Raw genomic sequence first — 25,043 nt, forward strand, 5'->3', positions numbered from 1 at the left:
GGGGCAGAGCCGTCTCTGCCCCTGTACAGCTTCTAATCAGGCAGATATTCGCAATCCGCTTGATTCGGTTAAATTATTTTTTGTTCATGATATTATTGGCCCCGTTAAAGAATTCTTCTGCGGCTGTAGCTGCATCATATGCACCGTAGCACAGCTGTTCCTGAACCTGATTTAACAGATTGGAAACCTCGCTTGCGCCGTCTGGCTGCGGCGGATTGATGGGAGAGCAGTTAGGGGTCACAACCTCGTTAATATAACGGATCACCTCCTGATCCACATCACTCATCTTCGGTGCCAGTTCGTTGGCAATCACGCTGGAAGCCGGAACTCCTCTTTCACCCAGTAAAATATTGTTTGCTTCACTGGAATTGGTTAAGAAGTTTAGAACCTTAACTGCTTCTTCCGGATTCTTTGTATGAGCGCCAACAGAGAAAAACTGACCGGATTTCAAATAACCGGATTTCTTGGGATCTGCTGACGGCCAGGTGGTAATACCGATCTCCATGCCATCCGGAGCTGCTTTTTGTACGGCAGTCAGCTGGTTAGAGCTATAAAAGGCACACCAGGACATGGTTTCAGGACCGGAGCCGTAAACCAGAGGCTCCTGTTCAACGGAACCGATAGAAAGTTCAGCAAATACACCTGGATCAATAAACCATTCTTCCTTAATTCCCGTCTCATACATCTGGAAAAACGGAAGATACTCTTCTGCGGTTCCACCCATCTTTTTGTCTCCATAGAGAACGACATCATAACCTCTCATAAAATAATCCAGATAGGCTCCCGCATTATAATAGGCAATGTTTGTTTTATACCCTGTCTTTTCGTAAACCTGGCGGCACACATCAATGAATTCATCTGTAGTCATATAATCCTTAATTTCAATCCCGTTTTCTTCCAGCAGAGTCTTATTATACAGAAGAGATGGCGCATTAATTCCTGCGCAGATCGCGTAGATCCCATCTCCAACCGTACCACTGGCCATGGTGTTGTCAGAAATATTGGAAACATCCAGGGTGCCATCTTCAATATATGGCTTCAAATCTACCAACAGTCCGTTCTTTACATATTGATCAATGAACGAATAATCCATCTGAACAAGATCCGGAATCGCCTGTCCTGCTGCAGACGTAGCCAGTTTGTTCCAGTAATCAGACCACTCGGAAAACTGCCCTTCTATCACTGTCCCCGGGTTCTGCTCCGCATATAAGTCTAAGGCAGCCTGGGTTTTCTCATTTCTGACCTGATTTCCCCACCAGCTCATAGTCAGTTTAACATCTCCGCCTCCATTCCCTGCACCTGCTTCGGTAGTCCCTGCTGCTGCAGAACCTTCCGTAGTGTCTGCAGTTGTAGATGTGGCACCGCCTCCGCATCCGGTAAGTGAAGCTGCTGCCATAGCTGCCGCCATTAGTAACGCAATTCTTTTCTTCATGAAACCTTCCTCCATTCATCTACTTTTGCTGTATCAAGCGTTTTCATTATACTTCCCACCATTATTCCAGTAAATGAGTAAAACCGGGTTCCAAGTTGAAAAAACCGTGTTGTCTGTATAATTTGAATAGTTCTTTTACTTAATTGGTTGTTTTACGGGAATGTTTTATATATAATTTAGCTGTCATTAGTTCAGTACGCGAAAGGCGGTCCTTTATGAAGCAGTTTATAAGAAATCTCTCCTTAAAAAAGAAGATTCATTCCATTGTATTTCTTTGCATCATCCTTTTGGCTTTCGTTTCTCTGTTCAGTATTCACCTGGTTTCCAAGGCCCATCAAAAGGTGCTCTATCAATCTGTAGCCTCATCCTTATCCTATACTGCCAAAGAGCTGAATAACCGGCTGGACAATATTTCTACCATGGCTGATATGTTTCTGGCCGATACCTATGTTCAAAGCGGACTCGGGACTTTAAAGGATTCTACCAGCGTTCAGGACCGTTCCATTGCATACAAAGCACTTTACGGAACTTTAAATGAATATTATTTTACCTTCCGGAAAAACAATATCAACTATATGAGTCTTTATCAGGATCGCTTTTCCATTCATACCCATATCACATCGGGAAATAACCTTCCGGAATCCGTCATTAAAGATCTTGTCACAAGAGGCGAAAAAGCCAAGGGACGTACCCTCTGGATCACCGATTACAGCGATGAATACGGCCTGTTTATGGTTAAGAATCTTCGCCGCTCGGAATATTTAAGTCTTGATTCTCTGGGAACGCTTGTTGTCAGCTTAAATATTGACGGACTGATCAAGGCAGCCACCGGCACCAGCCACTTTTATGATGACACCCGTTATATTCTTTACGGTCAGGAGGACTTAATCTATAATTCCTCCAGTTTAAAAGCCGGTGAATTATCACTTTTTGATGATTTTTTTCATTCCAGATATGGTATTGTAAATCCGGATGGAAACAGCTTCTTTTATGTCAAAGGAATCATACCGGAATTTGACTGGGATTATGTTTGTCTGATTCCATATGGCAGCATCGCGGATTCTCTCCGTACCAGCTTAAAAATCTGCCTGGCAATCATTACTGTATCCATAGGACTGGCCATCCTGCTCTCCTCTGCTTTGATTGACTCTATTACAAGGCATTTTGATAATCTGCTTTTAAAAATGGAGTGCTTTGCAGCCGGACAAAACGAAACACCGCAGATTTCCTACGATTACAGCAAACGTACCGATGAATTGGGCATTCTTCACACCTGTTTTGACCAAATGGTGGATAAAGTAAACCAGCTGATCCGAACCAATTACTTAAACGAAATCCTTATAAAGGAAGCTCAGCTAAAAGCCCTGGAAACTCAGATGAATCCTCACTTTTTATACAACACCTTAGAATCTATCAACTGGAGGGCAAAGACAGTTGGGGCAAAAGATATTTCCTCCATGACGGAATCCCTGGGCACTCTCCTTCGCATTACACTGGACCAGAAGCACAAAGAAGTTCCTTTAAGCCGGGAACTGGAGCTTGTGCAATGCTATATGACAATCCAAAAATATCGCTATGAAGACCGGCTGGAATATGAGATATCCGCTCCCCAGAATCTCATCGGCTGTTATGTACTTAAGATGACCCTCCAGCCACTGGTGGAAAATGCCATCCGTTATGGATTGGAGGAAAATACGGAAGAATGCCGAATTCAGATCGTAGCTGAAACAGATGGTTCTTCCCTCTTCGTATCTGTAAAAAATAACAGCTCCGTCTTTGAAGAAGACCTCTTAAAGAAACTAAAAACTCACAAAATAGAACCTCATGGTTTTGGAATTGGTCTTTTAAATATTCTGGAGCGAATGGAACTTACTTACGGAGAGAACTACGGTCTTACGCTCTATAATGAGGAAGACCAAGCCGTTGCCCGGTTGTCTTTTCCTCTTAACCCTCCGCCTTTAGTCATTTCTGATACGAAAGGAGAACGTTAATGCTGAAATTAATTATTGCCGATGATGAACGAATGATCCGGGAATCTATTTCTTCTCTTATTGACTGGAACAGCCTGGGCATCGAACTTATAGGAACCTGCCGCGATGGGATTGAGGCATATCATATGATCCTCGATGAATCGCCGGATATCGTTATGACTGACATACGGATGCCTGGCCTGTCAGGATTAGAGTTGATCGAACGTATATCCCAAGCCGATATAGATACCCAGTTTATCCTGCTGTCTGGCTTTGGGGAATTTGAATATGCAAAACAGGCGATGAAATACCGGGTCCATCATTATCTTCTCAAGCCCTGCAACGAGGAGCAAATCATGGAAAGTATGCGGGATGTCATCCAGGAATACTATCACCGTCAGGCATTTCAGGATATGAAAGAACGCCAGAAGGCGCTGACAGCCAATCTCCACCACAGCATCCTGGCAAATATTATCAACGAACAGATTTTTCTGCTTAAACCAGCAGAATCTTCCTGGAATGCCTATTCCGGATTTATGGATTTCTATAATACAGGTTACGAAATGTGTTTTCTCCACTATCTGGAAGAAGATTACTTTATCTCTGTTTTAAGCCGTATTTACGATTACATGGCCGAACATGCACCTGGTATTGAACTATACAGTATCTATGTAAAAAACTCCCTGATTCTGTTTTTTGAGGGGTACCAGGTCTCTTATGATAAGTTCGATTCCTTCATGCGCAGCTTAAATCCGAAGGTGCAGTCTGTGGAATTAGATTATAAACGTTATACCTTTTCCAGCTTAGGAAAGCTTTTAGAAACCCTGATTACAAAGATCAAACGTTACGGAATCATCTATTTTATGAATGGACTGCAGCCAGTCCCCACCTGTAATTATAAAAACTTGATCTCCAAAATAGAAGAGCTGACCACGATTTTGATAGAAGCAAACGGTTTCGAACTAAAATCACATCTTGAGGAACTTACTGCGATTTTAAACGACATCAGTAATACCGATTTTTTAAAACAGGCAGGCTCCCGGATTCTGATTAAATTTGCCACAGAAAGCAACTATCTCTCATCCGTGGACACCACGGAGTATCTGATGGATTTAAACCAGCAGACTGAGATTGGCGGCATCCGTGCCATGCTTTGTGAAAAGCTTAACGAGGTCTTAAAAGAGCCATCCGCCCATTCCCAGCGCTACAGCCCTTTTATCGAAAAGGTCATGCAGTATGTAGAAGAACATCTGGGCAATCCAAATCTTACCTTGAAATCCATCGCAGAAAATTACCTTTTTATGAATGTGGATTATGTAAGCAAACGGTTCAGTAAGGAAACAAAACAAAAATTTTCAAACTACATCACTATCCTGCGCATCCAGAAAGCCAAGCAATTATTAGCAGAAGGGCATACCGAACAGATTCAATGGATCGCGCAGCAGGTAGGATGTGGAAATAATCCCCAGTATTTCAGCCAGATTTTCAAAAAAAATACGGGAATGACGCCTAGCGCGTATGCAAAAAAATTAAATGGAGGAGAATGACATGACAAACAAAGTATTACTGCCAAAAATTCATCTTGTGATGGACAAACTAATGAACTTGGGAGGTGCCGACTATGAAAATGACCGCTCTGTAGGAAAGGAAGAAGCAAGCCGCGGCATCATCGCCAGAGACTTTGGTATCGAAGAATGGGACTGGCCTCAGGGCGTAGGTCTTTATGGTCTTTTAAAGCTTCAGAGATTTTACGGAGATAACCGTTACTTAGAATTTTTTGACAGCTGGTTTGAGAACAATTTAAAGAAAGGACTGCCCAGTAAAAATATTAATACGACTGCCCCATACCTGGTCTTAGCCGAACTGCTTGATACTCTTAAGAATCCGGAATACGATAAGCTGTGTCTGGATCACGCCCGCTGGCTGATGACCGGACTTCCAAAGACAAAGGAAGGCGGCTTCCAGCATGTGGTAACTGCCATAGGAAACCGTGACGGCGTCCTGCTAAATGATGGGGAAATGTGGATTGATACGTTATTTATGGCAGTTCTGTTTTTACATAAAATGGGCCTGCGTTTCCAGGATCAGGAGTGGATTGGTGAGGCTCTCCACCAGGTATTATTACATATCAAATATTTATACGACAAACATACCGGATTATTTTATCATGGCTGGAGTTTTCCGTTAAACAATAATTTCGGAGGAATATTCTGGTGCAGAGGCAACTCCTGGTTTACCTATGGAATTCTGGAATTTATTGAGTCCTATGAAGGAACTCTTGACCAGGGACTTCTCACTTACTTTACAGATACTTTTAAAGCCCAGGTGAATGCTTTGAAAGATTTACAGGCCCCTTCTGGTTTATGGCACACCGTTCTTACTGATCCTGAAAGTTACGAAGAAGTATCCGGTTCGGGAGCAATCGCCGGTGGTATTTTAAAAGGAATAAAAATGGGGATTCTTGATGAATCATATCATGACTGTGCAGACCGGGCAGTCAAAGCGATATGCAAAAATATAGCGGAAGACGGAACCGTGTTAAATGTTTCCGCAGGAACCGGAATGGGCTATCATGCAGATCATTATAAAAATATTACCATTCGCCCCATGGCCTACGGGCAATCTTTGGCACTGATTTCACTGGTCGAAGCATTGAATTAACATAGAAATAAACACAAAAAAACCAGTAAATACAAGATTTACTGGTTTTTCTTATCACTGGGCTACAAGGATTCGAACCTTGAAATGACGGAGTCAGAGTCCGTTGCCTTACCATTTGGCGATAGCCCATCAGTGCAACGAATGTATTATACTATAGCTTTTCATTCCGGTCAAGCACTTTATTCCATTTTATTTCCAAAAAAAGCCCATCAGGAAGAGCTTCGTGCTTTTGCAGATTCTTCCTGATTTTTTGTTGTATGGGTTTCTTCCTGGGAAGCATTTTTCCCTGTTTCCGTCACATTCTTCGTTGTTTCAGACGGGCTTTCCTTGGCAGGGTCAGTCTGCTCCGTTTGCTTCGTCTCTTCACTCTCTTCTTCCGCCGGATCCGGATCCGCATTTCCGTCTCCGATCACAGGAGTTTCAAAAACTCCCTTAACCGTTGTCTGCTTCCCGATCTTCGGAGAAATGCCGCCCAGGGTGAAGGTATATTCCATTCCTCCCTGAAGCCCTGTCACATGAATCTCACAGGAGTAGGAATCCGTATCTCCCACCTTGGCGGAATAGGAATTTCCATCCCCATCATTTATTGAGACCGTAGGATTTTTCCATTTCACTTTGGTTTTAAAATAAACCATGACAACGCCGTTGTCGTAATCCACATAATCCACTTTAATCTTTTCCGTTGATACGACTTCCTCTTCCGTGGTAGTCTCTTCCGCTGCAGTTGCCGCTGTGGAGGTGTTTGGCTGGCTTTGGGATGCCTGCGTCGGTGTCTGGCCATCCGTTTCCGAGGCAGATGCTGCCGTATTGGATTCTTCCGCCGAAGAACTATCCGCTATGGTCTGTGGCTCCGTTGCTGTGGCAGCCTGGGTTGTATCCGCCGGGGTCGTTTCTTCCCCTGCATCTGTCTTTCCGCCCACCGCATAGGAACGCTCCGTTATTACTTTTGCGATCTCCTCCATGGTAAGAGGCGCCAGCGCCTTCATATCATCTATGGTAAGAGACGGATTCTGCAGGATCAGCTCCCTTAAAAAATAAGCCTTTCCATAAGAAATCTTATATTCCTCTGCCAGTTGTTTTACTTCATCCTCTTCCATGACCTGCTGGTCATACACCACAGCCTTCAGCTGTTTCTCCTCCAGTGTATTCCGGATGTCATTTACTACTGCATGGCGCAGGCCCTGGGCCTTGCTGATGCTGTCATTGGACACAGTGACCAGGATCGCATTATCCAGATCATTTAGATAACCATGGGTGACCATGGAACCGATCACAGCGTTAACGGCCGTGTTCAAATCCACACCCTTTAAATCCATGTCCTGCATAATGCTCTCCCCATCCTCATTGAGAGCCTTTGCCGCCAGGACCTTATTCTTTTTATTCACAGATAATTCCACGCTTGGATTTACATCGATTCCGATTACAGAATCCACTTTACCATTTTGATAAGTATAGGTTCCCCCTGCCAGAGCGATCATGCAAAAGCATGCAGCCACCAGAGTCGCAACGACCCTCTGTCTCAGGAAGAAAACAGAACGTTTTTCCTTCTCTGCCTTTATCTGAGGAGTACTCAAGTCAATCCGTTCCAAAACATTGGGAGTCAAGTCCCTGGCCGCAGATTTTAAGCAGGCTTCAATCTGTTGTCTATTCAGTTGTCTGCGATTTAATTCAGCCATCTTAAAGCCTACTCCTCTCTCAAATAATTTTCCAGTTTTTTCATTGCACGGTTATATCTGGAAAGAGCTGTAGCCAAAGGAATCTTAAGGCTGGCGGCGATCTCTCTATGCTTCATACCTCCTGAAGTATGAAGGAGAACGATCTCCCTTTCCTCTTCCTTAAGAATCTGCAGCGCGGCAAGAAGCACCATCTTATCTGCCACCATCTCAATTTCAGGACAGACTTCTCCCATTTCTGATCCTGTTAAATCCTCCAGTGTAACATCCGAATCATGTTTTTGCTCACGGAATTTCATATAGCACAGATTCCGCGCTATGGTAAACATCCATGCCAAAGGCTTCCCCTGGGATTTATAGCCTGATGCAGAAGTCCATATCTTAAGATATACCTCCTGCATGATCTCCTCCGCATCCTGGGGGTGCCTTACAATGGACAGGATAAAACTGTATATTGTCCGGTCCGTATTCTGATATAGCTGCTGAAAGGCCTCCTGGTCTCCCACCGCAACTTTATTAAGCAGTTCTTCGTCGCTCAAACGGCCATAATCCTCAGGCCCGCCAAGGCTCATCAATCCCATAAATAACATGGATCCGATTTCCTTTCTACTATGTTAATGCGAAATACTGTCATCTTATTGCATAATATGGAAAATTTTTATTACCTTATTTTTCCACCCCAAAACCGCTTTCCGCCGTTATGATCAGACAGCACCGTCTATCTATTTCAGTTACTTTTTTCGTGACTTCTTCCTTTAACCAATCCTTCTTTTTCCTGTCATATTCCCGGGGCACCACCAGATCGAAGATCAGATTGATCTTGTTTTTCCCCTCTACCATACGAAAGTCATGAAAAGAAATTCTGGAATCTATTTCCTTAAGCACCTGTTTCAGTATGTTCCCAAATTCCATAACCCTGGAATCTTTTGTCTCTACGGGATCCATATGAATTACCAGAAATATCCCGAACTTTCTTACTGCTTCCCGTTCAATGGTATCAATAATTTCGTGAGACACTTCAATATCAACATCATTAGGTACCTCTGCGTGAATGGAAGCCATGCTTCTGGAAGGACCATAGTTGTGTACAATTAAATCATGACTCCCCATAATTCCATCGTAGCCTTCTACAAATTCTGTGATCTCAACATATAGCTTCGGATCAATGGGTTCACCGATGAGAGGAGTCAGGGTATCCTTAGCAATTTTCACTCCTGCCCACATGACAATAACAGAAACCGCAATTCCTATGATTCCGTCAATATTAAGCCCCCATATTCCATAAACCAGGATCGAAAGAATCGTGGCAGAAGTGGTTATTACATCCCCAAGGGAATCTGCAGCTGTAGCTTTCATGACCGTGGACTGGATTCGTCTTCCCAGTGTCTTGTTAAAAAGCGCCATCCAAAGCTTTACACAGACAGATAACAGTAAAATGGCTATAGACACAGCCTTAAACGTCATCTCTTCGGGATGAATAATTTTCTCAATGGATGTTTTCAGAAAGGAAAAGCCCACCTGAATGACCAAAAAGGCTACAATAAAGGCAGCAATATACTCCACTCTTCCATGTCCAAAGGGATGGTCTTCATCCGCCGGTTTTCCGGCCATTTTTACCCCTAAAAATCCGACAACAGAAGAAGCAGCGTCAGAAAGGTTGTTAAAGGCATCTGCCATAACAGAGATACTGCCCACCAGCATTCCAACAAAAAGCTTGGCGCCAAACAACAGTACATTGCAGCAGGCACCCACAACACTTGCCATAAGCCCGTACCGGGTCCGCACCTGCGTGTCCTCTGTATTTTTATAGTCCTTTACAAATGTCCTAACTAAAAATTCTGTCATATTGCTCCTTTTCAGCTTTATTCTCGTGAAAGCAGCTCGCTTGACTTTGGCGGCTGCCCTCAGGGGGCAATACCCCGAAGCTTACTGCGGTGTATCTGATCCTTTATAGCGTACATTCTCAAGAAAAAGTCCTTCCGGCGGGGCTGTAAAGCCTGCCTCATTCCGGTCCTTTGCATCTAAGATCTTCTTTATCTCTTCCGCCTTACGCTGTCCTAATCCCACCTCAATCAGCGTGCCCGTTAAGATCCTGACCATATTATACAAAAAGCCGTTTCCCGTATAGCGTATCAGAAGCCGGCTGCCCTGTTGTTCAAATTCAATCCGCTTTAAAACCCTGACATATGATTTTTTCATTTTCCTGTTTGCGCAAAAGCTTCTAAAATCATGTTCACCTATAAGATGGGTTGCGGCCCGTTCCATGGCCTCTATATCAAGTTCCTTAAATAAGCCATAGATGTATTTTCTTTCAAATACCAGCTTCTTTTCCCCCATTTCGATCCGGTACAGATAGGTCTTTTCCTGGGCATTAAGACGGCTGTGAAATCGCTCCGCCGCACGTTCCACGGTTTTTACCCGAATGTCTTCCGGAAGATACTGGTTTAAATATTCCATGATCTCCCCTTCCCTCATCCCTGTATCTCCATGAAAATTAGCTACCTGGGCCAGTGCATGAACGCCTGCATCCGTTCGTCCTGAACCATGCACCTCCACTGCCTGTCCCACCATCCGCTCTAAAACATATTCTATCTTCCCTTGTATGGTCTGTTCCGTATTTCCCTGTTTTTGCCAGCCGTCATAACGGCTTCCGTCGTATTCCAGAATCATTCGATAATTTTTTATCATGTTGTTTTCGACCTTCTTCCATATTTCAGCAGAAAAGCAGCCAGCAAAATTCCAAAAGCCACTCCCCCGCAATCCAACCACACATCAGATATCTGGCCGGAGCGACCCTCTACCATCAGCTGTATGGTCTCATCCACAAATGGTACCATAAATCCAGTTGTTAACCGGATAAAATATCTTCGCTCCGCCATAAAACCATAGGACCTGATACTTTCGTACAGCAAAATCCCCAATAAGGTATACTCTGAAAAATGCCCGGTTTTACGTATTATGTGTTCTGTCAGCCACTTAGCGCTGATTCCCATGGATCCAAATGATTCCTGTGCCACCCGAAGCACCCATCCGCTGTCTGCCGATGAGATATCCGACGGTTTCATGGAATTTGAAAATATGAACAGGACATAAAGAACGGTCACTGCCGTCCATATCGCCTTCTTTTTCATAGCCATCACCTTAAAATTCCGCTTTTTTCCGCCGGCTCTTCCAATCCGCAGCCGATCAGGATCATTTTCTCAGGAAAATGCATGAATGTTCTTCTCCTTAAATTTCCATAATTTATCATAATTTCATCTATTATAGTACAACAGCAGTTATAATACAAGGACAGGCATAAAAAAAATCCCCAAAAACGGCCTAAAACCGCACATTTGGGGAAATTCCTTTTATGGTCCTATCGTAACTGGTACGCCTAGATTACAGTAACTCCATAATACATCCATGTCGTTGTTGTCCACTGCAACGCAGCCGTGAGTGGTTCCGTCAGGAACCCTGCAGCCATGAATCTCAATGGCTCCCCCAAGGGGCGTATCCCATGGCGGCTGCTTGCCTTCCTTATTGGCTTTTATTATTTCATCTCTCTGGGCCTCCGTGATAATACCGTCCGCATATCCTCTCTCCGCATCTTTGATGGCCGGATAGGAAAGGCCCAATGCAAGATAAGCCACGCTCTTATCATTTCTGGTGCATACATAGAACTCCCCGCTGGGTGTTCTCATATCGCCCTCTACTTTTTTGTTTCCTTCCGAAGAAGCCGCGCCCATGGAAACCGGGTATTCTGCAATCAAAACTCCATTCTGCTTTAATGAAAGTGTCTTCGTTCTCTTGCTCACATATATGGTCACGTTACTTGTCGAACCGGAATTGCCGGAGGTAATATTGGCACCGGGACCGGATACCGGCTCTGCGTACCCTGTAACAAGGGAAGATGCCGCCAAAGCAATGACCAGAATGGCTGAGATAAGACACTTATATCCTTTTCCTGCCCATTTCATCATTCTTAACTCTCCTTTTTTGTTACATTATACCATCCATTTTGGAAACTATCATTTACAATATTCTTACATTTCCATCCAAAATTTTCCATTTTATAATACATCTTTTTAAAATAAGCATTGTAAATAAGCCAGTGCAGCATCCAGGCAGCCTTCCACCCCCACCAAACTGCTTTCCAGACAAAGGTGGTAATTCTGTGCCTTGCCCCATTCGCAACCGGTATAATACTGGTAATAATCCCTTCTTTTTTTATCAATCTCCCGGATCCTCTCTTCCATCAATTCCGGATTAACTCCTGTTTCTAGAGTATTCATCCGGTTAATCCGGTTATCCATCTTGGCATACACAAACAGATTTATGCTGTTTTCAAGCACTCTGTCCGCACAGCGTCCGACGATGATACAAGGTCCCTGTTCTGCCAGCTTTCGTATCATACGAGACTGGGCCAGAAAAATCTGATCTGACATGGAGATTTCATACACTGTAGAGAAGGGGGAATAATGAGTCTGTTCCAAGGATTCCTGCTGGACGGGGAGATGTTCCTCGTAATGCAGAAATGCTTCCTCTGCTAAATCACTTTCTTCCGCAGACATAGAAATCAGTTCCTTATCATAGAAGGGAAGTCCCAGCCTTTCAGCCAGCTTCATGCCCAACTCTCGTCCGCCGCTTCCAAACTCCCGGCTTATTGTAATCACCTTATCCAACATATGCTCCTCCTTATCTTCTGCTGAGTAATTCTCGTCTACCCATCATATTTTCTGTATAGCAAGATATATGCAAGGCTGTCCAATGGGCTTTGAATCTCTTGGTTATCTTAATATATTTGCATTTTACCACATTCTTAAATGCATGTATACCACAATTCTGTCCCTCTTATTCATACTTAAGGAAAATTCTGCAAAAGTATTGGAGCAGTCAAAAGCCCTCCAATCGCAATCCTGCCATTGGAAGGCTTTAAAAGCACGCTATTGTCAGCCTGTCAGCTGTTTGGACTTCGTCCTATCGGTAATGTAGATATTAAAAATTAAATTCGTTTTCCCAATGAAATCGTTCTGATTCCTCTAAGCTTTTAGGCCAATGGCCGCACCATTCTGGCACGCCGGGATTTTCAACCCTGTCTAAGCTTGGTGTATATGGCTTTATATCAAGCACAGGCGTGCCATCATTTGCGTCAATATAAGCAATTTGAATGATGCCTTTTGAACAGTTGATATCAATGACCTGTACCGCAGTTAATGCAATAGGATTGGGCCGAACAGGCGATCTTGTGGCAAATATTCCCATGACAGCCGGAGCCTTTTTATACGGCTTGGGTGTCTCAAGGGTACTTCTTGCTTCCTCATGATCAAAGTCACTGAACCACCAGATAACATTGATATGGCTAAATCCGTCCAGTGCCTGCAGCGCAGGAATATACCTCGGTTCAAGTTCAATGAACATTCCATCATTGTTTACGCTGATTTTGCCGATAGGGCTTACCTTAAAATTCTGCATCGTGCATACCTCCATATTAAAATTAATTTACCTGCAAATTCAGTGTAGACCCTCACATCATGTGAGAGTCAATAATAAAAAAGCGTCCTGCAAAAATCTGCAAAACGCTTATATTTTCTCCAATGGTATCTGGATTTCGATCAGGTAGTTGTCAGGATTATCCTCATTCCAGGGCCCGCGATGGACAATCTGCCTGCTATGGCCCCTCATATTGTATTGGTTATGTGTTTGCAGCCAGCCTGCAAAAGCAAGATATGCACCTTTTATGTTTTCAAAAGGCCCATATACCATAGTACATGCCATAATGGGCACAGGCTCTGTATTTCTATAGGTAAAACCGTACATATCCTTTCCTGTTCTGGCTACGGGAGCACATATTTCTATGTCAACGCCCGTTTCCTTATAATCTGTATCATGATAAACAGCGAAGGTATAGGTTGAAATAGGGATATTATTTTCTTCTGCAAAGGCCGACATTTCTTTCCACAGCTGGCCCTCGGCATAATAATCCCGGACGACCCGTCTTAAAGAAAACACCTGATAACTGGGTATGGATTTAATGGAAACATTATAGTGTATCGTAATCTTTTCCTGTAAAATATCTCTCTTTGCAAGTTCAATTTTAGACAGCCTATCCTGCTCAGCTTTCATTGTGTCCTCAATTTCCAGCCGTTTATTGTCAAGCTGGTTTGCTATAAATTCATCGTCCCAATGATTAAGGGCTGTCGTAATTTCAGAAACAGTAAACCCTAAATCCCGTAAGAATATTATTTTATTCAAAACAGGGATTTGTTCTATGGAATATAGCCTGTAACTTGTAAATTTATCTATTTCCGCTGGCTTTAACAACCCTGTTTCATCATAGTATCTTAGCATTCGGATCGATACCTGGGTCAATTTGGAAAATTCGCCTATTTTAAACATGTGCACCACCTCTATAAGGACTCATTATACAGCAGGCTGAATCAAACTGCAAATATTGTGCATTCACTGCCGGCTGACATCCAACGGTCCATCTTATGCGTGGCACAGCCCCTTCTCAATTACAGCGATTATTCAGTTATTCTTTAATGAGCTTCCAGGGAAAAGACATTATAAAAAAAGTTTTTTTCATGTAACATTATCCCGTATGCCCTCAACCGCATAAACACAAAACTTTCCGCTTTTCTACTTAATCGGAAAATAAATATCAATCTCAGAGTTTTCCATATTTTCTCCTGCAAACCGTTCGCTATAACATTCAAAGTCATCACGGTCATCCAGCACACAGCCACTTTTAGGGAACCAGACACCCCAGATGTAATGATATGTCTGTATTAAGTCTTTTACCGTTCCTTTATGAATAAACCTTGCATATTTTCCGCCATACAGTTTTTTTCTTTCCATTCCCCTAAGGATTGGCTGATTTTTTGAAATTTCAATTCCTACAAACCCGGTTGTTTCGCTTTGAGGATTAAATATATCTAAAGAACAGATTTCTCCTGCTTCAAAAATACCGTATCGTGTACTCCCCTTTAATGTATCTGGAATCTGCTGGTTAAAGCGGTGCCACATGGCAATGCTTTCATTTCCGCTAATAGTTGTTTTGTAACGAACCCCCATAAGATAAGTTTCCGGAACTGTAACAATCTGCGGACTTAAATCAGCGTATGTGCGTATTGTATTATGGAACATACAGGCTGGGGGCCTGTTTCCTATCAAGACATCGATCCCGTTTTTTCGATACTCTCTTGGCGCCATAGAATATCTGTCTTTAAAAGCTCTTGTAAAACTTTCAGCTGTTTCAAAATAAAGGGCAATTCCAATATCTAATATCTTTTTTTCACTGTGTACCAGATCCCATGCGGCCTGTGTCAAACGCCTGGTTCTTATATAACTCCCTATGGTTTCCCCCATAACAGCCTGAAAATACCGATGGAAATGATAATAAGAGTAGGAAACCACTTTAGCCACATCACATGCGGCAATGGGCTCATATAAATTATTTTCTATAAATACAATTGCTTTTCCTATGGTTGAATTATCAATCAAACCGGTTTCTTCCTCTCTAGCCTATCATCTGATTTTATAAAAGTCTGGTCCGGCTTTTTCCTGGGGCAGTATGATTTCAATTTCCTGCATTTTCAAAGGTTCCACAGAAAAAGTCCGCCATTCATTTGCTTGCGGGGAGCCAAAAGTCATTTCTATGGTTTTATCATTTACATCAAATATCATAGAACGCAATGTGCCAAAAAATTCTTTGTAATAATGACAGCAAAGGCCTTCCGGATAGGACGTGGATAAGAGAACCTTCATATCATTTTTGGTAAGCTGCTTCTTTTCTGTAAACATCTCCATAATCCTCTGGTTACGTACTACAGAATTTTCAATTATCATTTTTTCATAAGGTTTAATGTCATCCAATAGCGCATGATTTGTGACGCTTAGAAATGCTTCCTGGCTGTATGCATCTAATAATTTATAAGCTTTATGTCCGTCAATGCATTGAAGCAAACCTATTTTATTACTGCTGTCAGCCAACATTAAATTTATATTATAACCGATGGGTGCACTCATCGTCCACTCAATTGCTTCTTGAACGTTTTTACAGTTTTCTAGGATGCTCCGGACCACGGCCCAGAAGCTAAAGCCTGTTGCCCCGGCCTTCTGACCGCCCTCAAAATTACCTACGGGCAAACCATTGCTGGCTTTGCAAACAGCAAGACCTTGCTCATTCATACCGTCACATCTGCCAAACAAATTCAGTGTGGAACCAATATAGGAGTACTTGTCTTTTATACTTGTAAATGCGAAGCACATTTCTTCCATCTCATTATTAAAATCATAGTTTCTTGCCATTAATGTATGACCGTTCTTTGATTTACCAGGTAATACGGACATCAGACTGCATCCGCGTTCCAAATAGGTCATGGCATAAAAAAGTGCCTGCTCTGATGATACCCCAACCGTATCTGAAAAGCCTCTTATTTCCTCGTTAATACCTTCACAATAATGATCCAATAAATCAACAATTTTTTCAAACTTATCATGGGGGTAAGCATTTGGCGGCAAAAGAACCTGTTTTAGTAAGCTGGGAGTAGACAAAACCCATTGTCCTATTTGTTTCCCAACTTCATAGTTTGTACCAATGAAATTCTTCAAATATACGTTTGTTTTTTCCATATTTAGCGCCCTTCCTTTCATAGATATTATAAATCCGCTTCAAAACCATAACTTGATATTTTTTGCTGTATAGAGAACTTGAAAATCCGTTTCGAATCAAGGTTCACTCCACGCCATACTCTTTTATCTTCCGGTACAGGGTCGAACGGGAAATGCCAAGCACATCTGCAATATCCGTTTTGGAATACCCCCTCTCCAGCATTGCTTTAATCCGGTCCCTGGCAGTCTCTCCAAGCCCGCAAAATACCTCTTCTTTCAACCGGATCAGATTCTTTTCTTTCAGTTCTTCTATGGTTACCCTCCCGGAGCATTCCGCGGCGATCCGTTCAAGAATCAGCTCCATGCTGTGCTTTCCTATTTCCGCATAATGGTTTCTGAAATATGTTATAACCTCTCCTGACAGTTCAACCGTTCTATTTTGATAGAGATTCTTATAATAAATCAGCCCTGAGGTCACATAGTACCGGAACTTTACCATATCCTTTTCCATTTCTTCAAAACTGACTTTATGCAAAACCATGAGGCGGTATAAGTCCCGGGAAAACAGCTTCTGATCCACCAGTGGTTCCAGCTCCTTATCAGTGCAGAACAAAAATCTTACATTGGAACGGATCAGCTTATTATGTGATTTGAACTTACCTGTTTTCATAAAATCAGCCAGATAATTCTGTATGTAAATAGGCATGTTCTCCGGCTGCAGGATTACGATGGTGCAGTCATTGGCATTTTTTAAGAGCCCGTATTCATCCATCATATAAATTTCAAACAAATCCCTGTACAGATTATCCGCATAAACCACATACAGATCGTGTAAATTTCTTTCCGAAGTATTAAATACCGCCTTAGCAAGGAGGAGATTCAGCTCGTTATCCGAGCTCTGTATTAAAACATGGTGGTCTGTCTTGGCCAAAGTCCGCACCATGTCCAGTTCCTGCTTTGAAAAATATCTTTTTAACCACTCCAAAGTAACAAGAGACCCCTGCTCAGAGATGTTGATCCTCTTAACAAAATCGCTTTGAGGTCTGAAATAGAACAGGGTGCTGAATTCCGTATCACTTAAATATATTTTCTTACTGGACACCACCCCATGAAACAGATGCTCATTCATTTCATAAGTCAGCCTTTCATTGCTGATATCTTCATAAGACTGAAAATAATCCTCTATTAATTGAAACGGAAACAGCTCTTTCATGTTTCTTCCGGTCAATCCTCTGTCAAAATGAAGGATATCGCAAAAACGCTGGTTCACATGAATGATATTTCCGTAATAGTCCGTATAAATGACCGCCTCAAACATCTTGTCCATAATGGCTTCTATTTCTTTCAGGCGGTTTTGAAGTCCAATGGTTTTTGTTTCATTTTCAATTTTTCCGGACAAAAGTTCGGCAAAATTTTCCAGAAACGAAACTGTAGAATCCAGGCTTTCAAACAGGAATTTCGCCCTGTGCCTGGTTAAAATCAAAGCAAGCGCACCCACAACCTGGTTTTCCACTCTTATGGGCACTCCTACTAAACTGCTCATCTTACACTCCCTGAACTGATCGCACCGGCGGCAGCCAGGCAGGCGCGTCTTGTCTTCCACGATCACATTCCTGTTTTCCAGAAGAATGGTGGAAATGATGGTACCGATTTTTATATCTGTATAAAGGTTTAAATATTTAAAGGCACTCCCGACAATCTTCATATTTGTATCTATAATAAGAATGTCCGTGTCCAATGTATCCGAAATGATTTTTGCAAAATGATTGGTATAGCTCCCGATTAATCCCAACAGGCTTTTTTCCATCTCGCGCCCCCCGCAATATCTGTTTTTTAAACGCCAAACAGGGATGCTGTAAATATACAACAACCCCTTTGGTTTGGAAATTAAAACCGTTTCTTTATTCCTGGTTCTTATGAAAGGTCACTTCGCAAATGGAATCTCCTTTTGCAATGGTTTTTCCAAGGTGGAAGTTAAAGTCCTTAAACTGGGAACAGATCCCTCTGTCTCCGTCCATGGCGATCTCACACATTTCAGCGATCAGCTCCTCATCATCGGTAAGCTTTCTCCATGCGGCTACCAGCGGACAGTAATGGAATGTAATATCCAGCCGTTCATCGGTGCATTCCGTATCCATCTGAAAGATATTTCTTACATTATCACTGACAAATTCCTTTTCAAAAGCCTTTAAATCACTGGTCTGGGTGTATTTGTTCTCTCCATGGAAGCATCCGCATTTAGTAATGGCTTCATGGGCAAATTCGCTGTCAAGGCCTCTCTTTTTTGCCTCCATAAACATGTAATAGAACCATGTGGCTCTGTGTTCTATCCCATCCCGCAAATCCTTGATATGCTGACCTCTGTCTTCTGGTGTGTTGCTGTACATAACTGTACCTCCTTAAATATTGATTTTTTCTTTTATGCAATTCATTAACGTGCCGATCTGATAAGACATGGTAACGGCTCCCGGATCCAGATGTCCCAGTCCCTTGTTGGCCTGATAGGTGGCCCTGCCTCTCACCGCCTCCATATTCTTCGTACTGTCAGCTCCGTCAATCGCTGCCCGCTTCACTATTTCGCAGATTTCCAGTTCACTTTTCCCGTCAGAAACTGCTTTCTTATATGCATTTACCGCCGGGGCAAGGCTGTCTATCATGGTTTTAAACCCTTCCTTTGCCTGCCCCCTGGACATGATCGCTTCCAGCATGGCCTCCAGCATGTCGCATACTCCCTGGCTGTCCAGGGCTTCCCTTCCTTTTACCGCCTTGGCTGCTGCAAGATAAGCGGAGCCGTAAAGTACTCCGGAGGACCCACCGATCACAGCCATCATGATTTTGCCGATTTCTTTTAATTCATCACTGATGGGCATTTCTCCCAGCTCATCCGCTTTCTCAACCAGCTTTTCAAATCCCATGTTAATGTTTGACCAGTGGTCGCCGTCGCCGGTTGCTAAGTCCAGTTCAGTCACATATTCTCCATTTTCATGGATCAGCTCATATGCTTTTTTTATGTACTCTGCGTAATCCTTACCCGTTAATACAAATCCCATATTCCACCACCTTATCTGATATCCAATGCCGGAGTATTACAAGGAGCATCCAGAAGCTCCTTTAACTCGTCATCCAGTTTCATGAGTGTCAGGGAGCATCCGGTCATATCAAGAGCCGTCATATAATTTCCCACAAGTGTCTTATAAGCCCTGATTTTCTTTTCTTCCAACAGCTTCTGGATCTCCATATTCAGTATATAAAGCTCCATAAGAGGGGTTCCACCCAGACCGTTTACCAGCACCGCGACTTCGCTTCCGGTATAATCATAATCTTCAAGAATTTTTCCAAGAAGGATTTCCGCTGTCTCTTTCGCTGTTTTTACCCTGGTTCTTTCAACCCCCGGCTCTCCATGGATGCCCATTCCGATCTCGATTTCCTCATCACCCAGCACAAATCCCGGTTTTCCCACTGCTGGAAGGGTGCACGGGCTCATAGCCATGCCCATGCTTCTTATGTTGGAAATGGCCTTCTCGGCAGCTGCCTTTACTTCCTGTAAGCTTCCTCCAAGTTCCGCCTTTGCTCCTGCGATTTTATGTACGAATACAGTGCCTGCGATCCCTCTTCTTCCCGTGGAATATGTACTGTCAGGAACAGCAACGTCATCCTTAACAACTACGCTTTCCACTTCTATATCCTCTGCTTCAGCAAGGTCAGAGGCAAGGCCGAAGTTCATAATATCTCCGGAATAATTTTTTATGATCAGAAGGACCCCTTTTCCGGAATTCATCTGATTAATGGCCTCGCCGATCCTGTCCGGACTGGGGGAAGAGAATACATTTCCGGATACGGCTGCATCCAGCATGCCTTTTCCCACATATCCTGCATGGGCCGGTTCATGTCCGGCCCCACCTCCTGATATTACTGCCACTTTATCTGCCTTTTCCTTACGGGAAATTACCTCGAAGCCCGGGGTATACCGAAGTTCCGGATGGGCAAGCTCCATTCCCCGCAGTGCCTCTGATACTACATCCATTGGTTTGTTTATTATTTTTTTCATGTTGTCTCCTTTAACCCAAGCCTAAATATGCTTTTTTAATTCTCGGATCAGCCGCGATCTCTTTGGCATTCCCTGACATGGTGACCTTTCCATTCTCCAGCACGTATGCCCTGTGAGAAGCACTTAAAGCCATGTTGGCGTTCTGTTCGATGAGAAGAATGGTCACTCCCTGCTTGTTTATTTCTTTTATTAAGTCAAAAATAAGCAGAACAAAGTTGGGAGCAAGGCCCAGGGAAGGTTCGTCTAACAAAAGCAGCTCCGGATTGCACATCAATGCCCTCCCAATGGCAAGCATCTGCTGTTCTCCTCCGGAAAGAGTTCCTGCCGTCTGTTTGATCCTCTCCTTTAACCTGGGGAATATCTCATAGACCCGGTCATAGCTGTCGGCAATTTTACTTTTATCCTTCACGGTGTAAGCACCAAGACGGAGATTCTCTTCTACCGTAAGCGCCGGAAATACCTCCCTGCCTTCCGGGGAAATGCTGATTCCCAGCTTTGTCATTAAATAGGGCGGACTGTTGGTAATTTCCTTTCCCATAAATTCAACCCGGCCCCGGGAAGATTTCGTGATCCCTACAATCGTATTTAACAGGGTGGATTTCCCGGCTCCATTGCTTCCGATCAGAGATACGACTTCCCCTTTGTCTATCTCCATATCAACACCCTTGAGCGCATGTATGGGACCGTAATAAGTATTAAGATCAGTTATCTTCAGCATCCTTATGCACACCTCCCAAATAAGCCTCAATTACCCGTTCATTGTTGGCAATCTCCATCGGAAGTCCCTGTGCGATGGGTTTGCCATGGTCGATCACGTATATCCTGTCGGAAATATTCATAACCACGCTCATATCATGCTCAATCAGCAATACGGTATATCCCTTCTGTTTCAGTGAACGGATAAAAAGCATCAGCTCCTCTGATTCCCTTGGATTCATACCTGCTGCCGGCTCATCTAACAAAAGCAGTCTGGCGCCGGTAGCAATGGCTCTTGCGATTTCCAGCTTTCTCTGATCTCCATAGGGTAAGTTGGATGCATAGTCATCCTTTCTTTCTTCCAAGCCGATTGACCTCAGAAGTTCTATTGCCTCAAGTACTTTTTCGTCTTCCTCTTTCCGGTATCTGGCCGTACGGAACGTGGAGTCAAAAAAGCTGTATGAGGTTTTTATATGGGCCCCAATCAACACATTTTCTATCACACGCATGTCCTGAAACAACCGGATATTCTGGAACGTCCGGGACATTCCTGCCATTACGATGTGTTTCGGCTTTTTATTCTGGATTTCCTCGCCGTTAAATACAATGGTGCCTTCATCCACCTGGTACACACCCGTCAGCATATTGAATACCGTTGTTTTTCCGGCACCATTCGGACCAATGATGGAAACCACTTCCCCTTTATTTACTTCAAAATTCACCTGTTCCACCGCAACAATGCCGCCAAATCGTTTCGTGATTCCTTTTACGGATAAACATCCATTGTCAGCCATTCTCTCCCGCCTCCTCTGTATCCGCTGTCTTAAGCCTTTCCATCACCTGCTTTGATAATTTATATGGAAGCTGGGATTTCCATCCAAGGATCCCCTGAGGCCGGAAGCGCATCATGACGACCAGAATCACGCCGTATAAAACAAACCGGTAGACCATGAGGAATCTGGACACCTCAGGAAGGGCGATAAGAATGGCGGCCCCAAGGAACATTCCTCTGATGGTACCCATACCCCCCAGAATTACTATGGAAAGGATCAGGGTCGACACGTCAAAATTAAAGGTATTGGGATCCACGTATCCGATGAGCGTTGCATACAGCGCTCCGGCAGCAGCACAGATACATGCTGATAATACAAAAGCCAGAATTTTATAGTAAGTGGTATTGATCCCCATCATAATGCTGGCCAGCTCATCTCCCTTGATTGCCTGAAGTGCCCTGCCTGTTTTGGATTTAACAAGTACAAGGCAGAAAACTGTGCAGATAACCATAATAATCATAACCAGGTAATACAACCCATGGTTTGCAATGGTTAGCTTCATACCAAACAAGGCAGGCTTTGGAATATTTTTCACTCCCAGAGTCCCATTGGTGACGGCCGCCCAGTTCATGGCAATCATTTTAATGATTTCACCGAACCCCAAAGTAACAATGGAAAGATAAGTACCAGTCAGGCGGAGAGTGGGAAGCCCCAGAAGAATTCCTACCAGCCCCGCTGCCACCATGCCAAACAGCATGGAAGGGAAAAAACTCCACCCCAGCTTTACTGCGCATAAAGAAGCTGCATACGCCCCGATGGCAACAAATCCGGCATGCCCTAGAGAGACCAGCCCGGTGTAACCGGTTAAAATATTAAGTCCAAGACCAAACATGGCATAAACGGCCATTTTTACCATCACGGTCAGGAAATACTGATTGTTTACTCCCATTGGAAGCAGGCACAAAAATGCCGCAAGCAGGATCAGGAGTACTTTCTGGTATTTACTCACAAAGCTTTCAAACTGAAATAATAAGCTGTGTTTTTCAATTTTTGTATTTGTCATATTTTATACCTTCGTGATCCCTTTCTTTCCGAACAAGCCATTGGGTCTTACGATCAGAACAATAATCAATATGATAAATGCCATGGAATCCCGATAGGTGGATCCGAGAATGGTGGCAGCCATTGATTCCGACACCCCCACGATCAGACCTCCGATAATCGCCCCTGGAAGACTTCCGATCCCTCCAAGCACTGCTGCCGCAAATGCCTTTAATCCGGCCATAAATCCCATATTCGGATAGACAATCTGGTAATAGCTTCCAACCAGAGAGCCTGCGATGGCCGCGGATATGCCGCTTAAGAAGAAAGTAAATGAAATAACAAAATTCACATTGATTCCCATTAGATTGGCAGCCTTGGGATTCTGTTCTGCAGCCCTCATTGCCAGCCCGATTTTTGTATAGAATACAATGCCCACCAGAACCAGCATCAGGACCAGGGAAACTGCAAACATTCCGATCTGTGTGGAGGAAATAACAATTTTTCCAATCTGAACAGTTCCAGAATCGAACAGGGCCGGAAAGGCTCTTTTTTCACTTCCGAAAAACGCAATAAGAAGATTGGTTACAATGTTGGAGATTCCAATGGTGGTAATAAGCGAGGCGATGGGAATGGATTTCTTCTTTCTTAAAGGCTCCAGAGCAAGCTTGTCAATTGCCACACCCAGAACTCCCGTCAGCAGCATGCTGGCAATGAGCCCCGGAATGATTCCGAACCGGAGGCCAATGAAAACCATTGCCATCTGAGCACCGAATGCATAGATGGAACCGTGGGAAAAATTGACCAGCCTGAGAATACCGAACACCAATGAATATCCGACTGCAATGAGAGCATATCCCATTCCCAATGCAAGTCCATTAAATATCTGTTGTGCAATCATATATTCACCTTTCTGCGGGAACAGCCGATCACCATTCCCGCCGCGTAAACTAGTTCATCTTAACAAATTTTCCATCCTTAATCGTAACCTTGTTAAACTGCTTATCAACATCTCCCTGTTCGTCGAACTTAATATCACCAGTTACACCCTTGTAATTGATTTCGTTAAGCTTCTCCCTTACCGCTTCAGAATCCGTGGTGCCTGCCTCTTTCATAGCTGTCAAAAGAACTCCCACGGAGTCATAGGCCTGGGAAGTAAGAGCAGATGGTGCGCTTCCATAAGTTTGTGTGAATTTATCAACATATGCCTTTACATCCGGATCGTCTGATTCTGAGAAGAAAATAACCGGGAAACAGACTCCCTCTACCGCTTCCCCTCCTAACTGGATCAGCTGCTGGCTGTAAGCATTGGAGAAGCCTACAATCGCAATATCAGGATTAATATTTTTATATTGCTTTGCAACCGGGGCCACCAGGTTATACATGCCGCAGCAGATCACTACGTCGGCTCCAGCCTCATTCAATTTGGTGATTGCCGGTGTATAATCATCGGAACCTTCCATTACTTCTTCATGTGCAACTACTTTTATATTTGGATCATTTAAGTCTGTAATCAGATCCTTGATGATGCCTGACGTATTGGTTCCCCAGTCTGTCATAATAGAAATGATTCCGATATTTTTCTTTCCAAGATCATGGACTGCAATATCAACGGAGGCCGCACCTTCCTTGGATATGATCGTATTATTTCTAAAAATATAGTTTCCTATTTTAGAATAATCCGGATGAGAAGCAGACGGAGATATCTCAATGATTTTATTTTCCTGGTAAATGGGAGCCGCCGTCATACAGACTCCGGAAGAGAAATGACCGATAACACCGCTGATATCTCCGTCTGAAACAATTTTCTGCGCAATGGTAGTTGCCTCTTCGGAAGTATTCTTATCGTCATAGGGCACAATTTCAATCTGTTTCCCCAAAACTCCTCCCTGTGCATTCCACTGGTCAGCCATCAGTTTTGCCGCATTGGTAAAACCGATGCCGTACTCGGAATTATCTCCCGTCATAGGAGCTGCTACTGCAATCTTTATAGCCCCTTCACCCCCCTGTGTGTTCGTCCCCCCAGCTTGTGCTCCGGAAGTATTTTTGGTATCTCCCGTACTTTGTCCATTTACCTGGGAGCAGCCTGCCAGCACACCTGCCAACATCATCATAGCCAATGAATACTTAATAAACCCCTTTTTCATAACTGAA

The 25,043-nt window shown here is 43.5% G+C and carries 24 protein-coding genes and 1 tRNA gene; 3 read left to right on the top strand and 22 right to left on the bottom strand.

Going from position 1 to position 25,043, the window contains the following annotated elements; all coding sequences use genetic code 11:
- Window positions 1-73: 73 nt before the first annotated feature.
- The gene (locus tag AC27IJ_RS12750) at window positions 74-1,432 is read right to left on the bottom strand and encodes an ABC transporter substrate-binding protein (RefSeq protein WP_312447873.1); all 1,359 of its coding nucleotides are present in this window, start codon (window positions 1,430-1,432) and stop codon (window positions 74-76) included.
- A gap of 215 nt (window positions 1,433-1,647) precedes the next feature.
- Between AC27IJ_RS12750 and AC27IJ_RS12755 the strand changes: the two genes are divergently transcribed.
- The 3 genes from AC27IJ_RS12755 to AC27IJ_RS12765 are packed head-to-tail and all read left to right on the top strand — an operon-like array spanning window position 1,648 to window position 6,063.
- Window positions 1,648-3,423, top strand: coding sequence for a sensor histidine kinase (locus AC27IJ_RS12755; RefSeq protein ID WP_487149182.1), 1,776 nt, complete (start codon window positions 1,648-1,650; stop codon window positions 3,421-3,423).
- A complete protein-coding gene (locus tag AC27IJ_RS12760; RefSeq protein WP_312447878.1) occupies window positions 3,423-4,949 on the top strand; it encodes a response regulator transcription factor in 1,527 nt (508 codons plus the stop codon). The genes AC27IJ_RS12755 and AC27IJ_RS12760 overlap by 1 nt, the downstream gene beginning before the upstream one ends.
- Before the next feature lies 1 nt (window position 4,950).
- On the top strand, window positions 4,951-6,063 hold the full coding sequence (locus AC27IJ_RS12765) for a glycoside hydrolase family 88/105 protein (RefSeq protein ID WP_487149185.1): 1,113 nt from the start codon (window positions 4,951-4,953) through the stop codon (window positions 6,061-6,063).
- Between the two features lie 57 nt (window positions 6,064-6,120).
- On the opposite strand, the gene AC27IJ_RS12770 is transcribed toward AC27IJ_RS12765, so the two are convergent.
- The 21 genes from AC27IJ_RS12770 to AC27IJ_RS12870 form a co-directional block, all read right to left on the bottom strand.
- Window positions 6,121-6,192 (bottom strand) — tRNA-Gln (locus tag AC27IJ_RS12770).
- A gap of 80 nt (window positions 6,193-6,272) precedes the next feature.
- Window positions 6,273-7,739, bottom strand: a complete 1,467-nt coding sequence (locus AC27IJ_RS12775; RefSeq protein WP_487149186.1) for an anti-sigma-I factor RsgI family protein — start codon at window positions 7,737-7,739, stop codon at window positions 6,273-6,275.
- Between the two features lie 8 nt (window positions 7,740-7,747).
- Window positions 7,748-8,326: an RNA polymerase sigma factor gene (locus AC27IJ_RS12780; RefSeq protein ID WP_312447883.1), complete on the bottom strand. Its 579-nt coding sequence runs from the start codon at window positions 8,324-8,326 to the stop codon at window positions 7,748-7,750.
- Window positions 8,327-8,402: 76 nt separating this feature from the next.
- On the bottom strand, window positions 8,403-9,581 hold the full coding sequence (locus AC27IJ_RS12785; RefSeq protein WP_487149188.1) for a cation diffusion facilitator family transporter: 1,179 nt from the start codon (window positions 9,579-9,581) through the stop codon (window positions 8,403-8,405).
- 81 nt (window positions 9,582-9,662) lie between these two features.
- Complete coding sequence (truA, locus tag AC27IJ_RS12790; RefSeq protein WP_312447887.1) at window positions 9,663-10,424, bottom strand: tRNA pseudouridine(38-40) synthase TruA; 762 nt, start codon at window positions 10,422-10,424, stop codon at window positions 9,663-9,665.
- Window positions 10,421-10,867: a VanZ family protein gene (locus AC27IJ_RS12795; RefSeq protein ID WP_487149190.1), complete on the bottom strand. Its 447-nt coding sequence runs from the start codon at window positions 10,865-10,867 to the stop codon at window positions 10,421-10,423. Before AC27IJ_RS12795 ends, truA begins: the two co-directional genes overlap by 4 nt.
- Window positions 10,868-11,086: 219 nt before the next feature.
- Entirely contained in the window at window positions 11,087-11,698 is a 612-nt protein-coding gene (locus AC27IJ_RS12800; RefSeq protein WP_312447891.1) for a L,D-transpeptidase family protein, read from the bottom strand.
- Window positions 11,699-11,803: 105 nt separating this feature from the next.
- Window positions 11,804-12,400 (bottom strand): cytidylate kinase-like family protein, encoded by a 597-nt coding sequence (locus AC27IJ_RS12805; RefSeq protein WP_312447935.1) that lies wholly within the window; start codon window positions 12,398-12,400, stop codon window positions 11,804-11,806.
- Window positions 12,401-12,713: 313 nt separating this feature from the next.
- Window positions 12,714-13,190 (bottom strand): tRNA (N6-threonylcarbamoyladenosine(37)-N6)-methyltransferase TrmO, encoded by a 477-nt coding sequence (tsaA, locus tag AC27IJ_RS12810; protein WP_312447893.1) that lies wholly within the window; start codon window positions 13,188-13,190, stop codon window positions 12,714-12,716.
- Between the two features lie 108 nt (window positions 13,191-13,298).
- Window positions 13,299-14,114 carry a MerR family transcriptional regulator gene (locus AC27IJ_RS12815; protein WP_312447894.1) on the bottom strand — a complete coding sequence of 272 codons (816 nt, stop codon included), beginning with the start codon at window positions 14,112-14,114 and terminating at the stop codon, window positions 13,299-13,301.
- A 243-nt stretch (window positions 14,115-14,357) separates the two neighbouring features.
- Window positions 14,358-15,221: a GyrI-like domain-containing protein gene (locus AC27IJ_RS12820; protein WP_487149193.1), complete on the bottom strand. Its 864-nt coding sequence runs from the start codon at window positions 15,219-15,221 to the stop codon at window positions 14,358-14,360.
- A 24-nt stretch (window positions 15,222-15,245) separates the two neighbouring features.
- The gene (locus AC27IJ_RS12825; protein ID WP_487149195.1) at window positions 15,246-16,352 is read right to left on the bottom strand and encodes a C45 family autoproteolytic acyltransferase/hydrolase; all 1,107 of its coding nucleotides are present in this window, start codon (window positions 16,350-16,352) and stop codon (window positions 15,246-15,248) included.
- Between the two features lie 103 nt (window positions 16,353-16,455).
- Window positions 16,456-18,138, bottom strand: coding sequence for a helix-turn-helix domain-containing protein (locus AC27IJ_RS12830; protein WP_313153897.1), 1,683 nt, complete (start codon window positions 18,136-18,138; stop codon window positions 16,456-16,458).
- Between the two features lie 94 nt (window positions 18,139-18,232).
- Window positions 18,233-18,718 (bottom strand): L-2-amino-thiazoline-4-carboxylic acid hydrolase, encoded by a 486-nt coding sequence (locus AC27IJ_RS12835; protein WP_312447902.1) that lies wholly within the window; start codon window positions 18,716-18,718, stop codon window positions 18,233-18,235.
- A gap of 12 nt (window positions 18,719-18,730) precedes the next feature.
- A complete protein-coding gene (gene dhaL, locus AC27IJ_RS12840; protein ID WP_313153896.1) occupies window positions 18,731-19,381 on the bottom strand; it encodes a dihydroxyacetone kinase subunit DhaL in 651 nt (216 codons plus the stop codon).
- Between the two features lie 11 nt (window positions 19,382-19,392).
- Window positions 19,393-20,379, bottom strand: a complete 987-nt coding sequence (gene dhaK / locus AC27IJ_RS12845) for a dihydroxyacetone kinase subunit DhaK (protein ID WP_312447905.1) — start codon at window positions 20,377-20,379, stop codon at window positions 19,393-19,395.
- A 10-nt stretch (window positions 20,380-20,389) separates the two neighbouring features.
- A complete protein-coding gene (locus AC27IJ_RS12850; protein WP_313153894.1) occupies window positions 20,390-21,097 on the bottom strand; it encodes an ABC transporter ATP-binding protein in 708 nt (235 codons plus the stop codon).
- A complete protein-coding gene (locus AC27IJ_RS12855) occupies window positions 21,081-21,869 on the bottom strand; it encodes an ABC transporter ATP-binding protein (protein ID WP_312503673.1) in 789 nt (262 codons plus the stop codon). Before AC27IJ_RS12855 ends, AC27IJ_RS12850 begins: the two co-directional genes overlap by 17 nt.
- Entirely contained in the window at window positions 21,862-22,911 is a 1,050-nt protein-coding gene (locus AC27IJ_RS12860) for a branched-chain amino acid ABC transporter permease (RefSeq protein WP_487149200.1), read from the bottom strand. The genes AC27IJ_RS12855 and AC27IJ_RS12860 overlap by 8 nt, the downstream gene beginning before the upstream one ends.
- 3 nt (window positions 22,912-22,914) lie before the next feature.
- The gene (locus AC27IJ_RS12865) at window positions 22,915-23,790 is read right to left on the bottom strand and encodes a branched-chain amino acid ABC transporter permease (RefSeq protein WP_312447912.1); all 876 of its coding nucleotides are present in this window, start codon (window positions 23,788-23,790) and stop codon (window positions 22,915-22,917) included.
- Window positions 23,791-23,839: 49 nt separating this feature from the next.
- Entirely contained in the window at window positions 23,840-25,036 is a 1,197-nt protein-coding gene (locus tag AC27IJ_RS12870) for an ABC transporter substrate-binding protein (RefSeq protein ID WP_487149202.1), read from the bottom strand.
- Window positions 25,037-25,043: the final 7 nt, after the last annotated feature.

The organism is Lacrimispora sp. YZC11 (assembly GCF_057543815.1).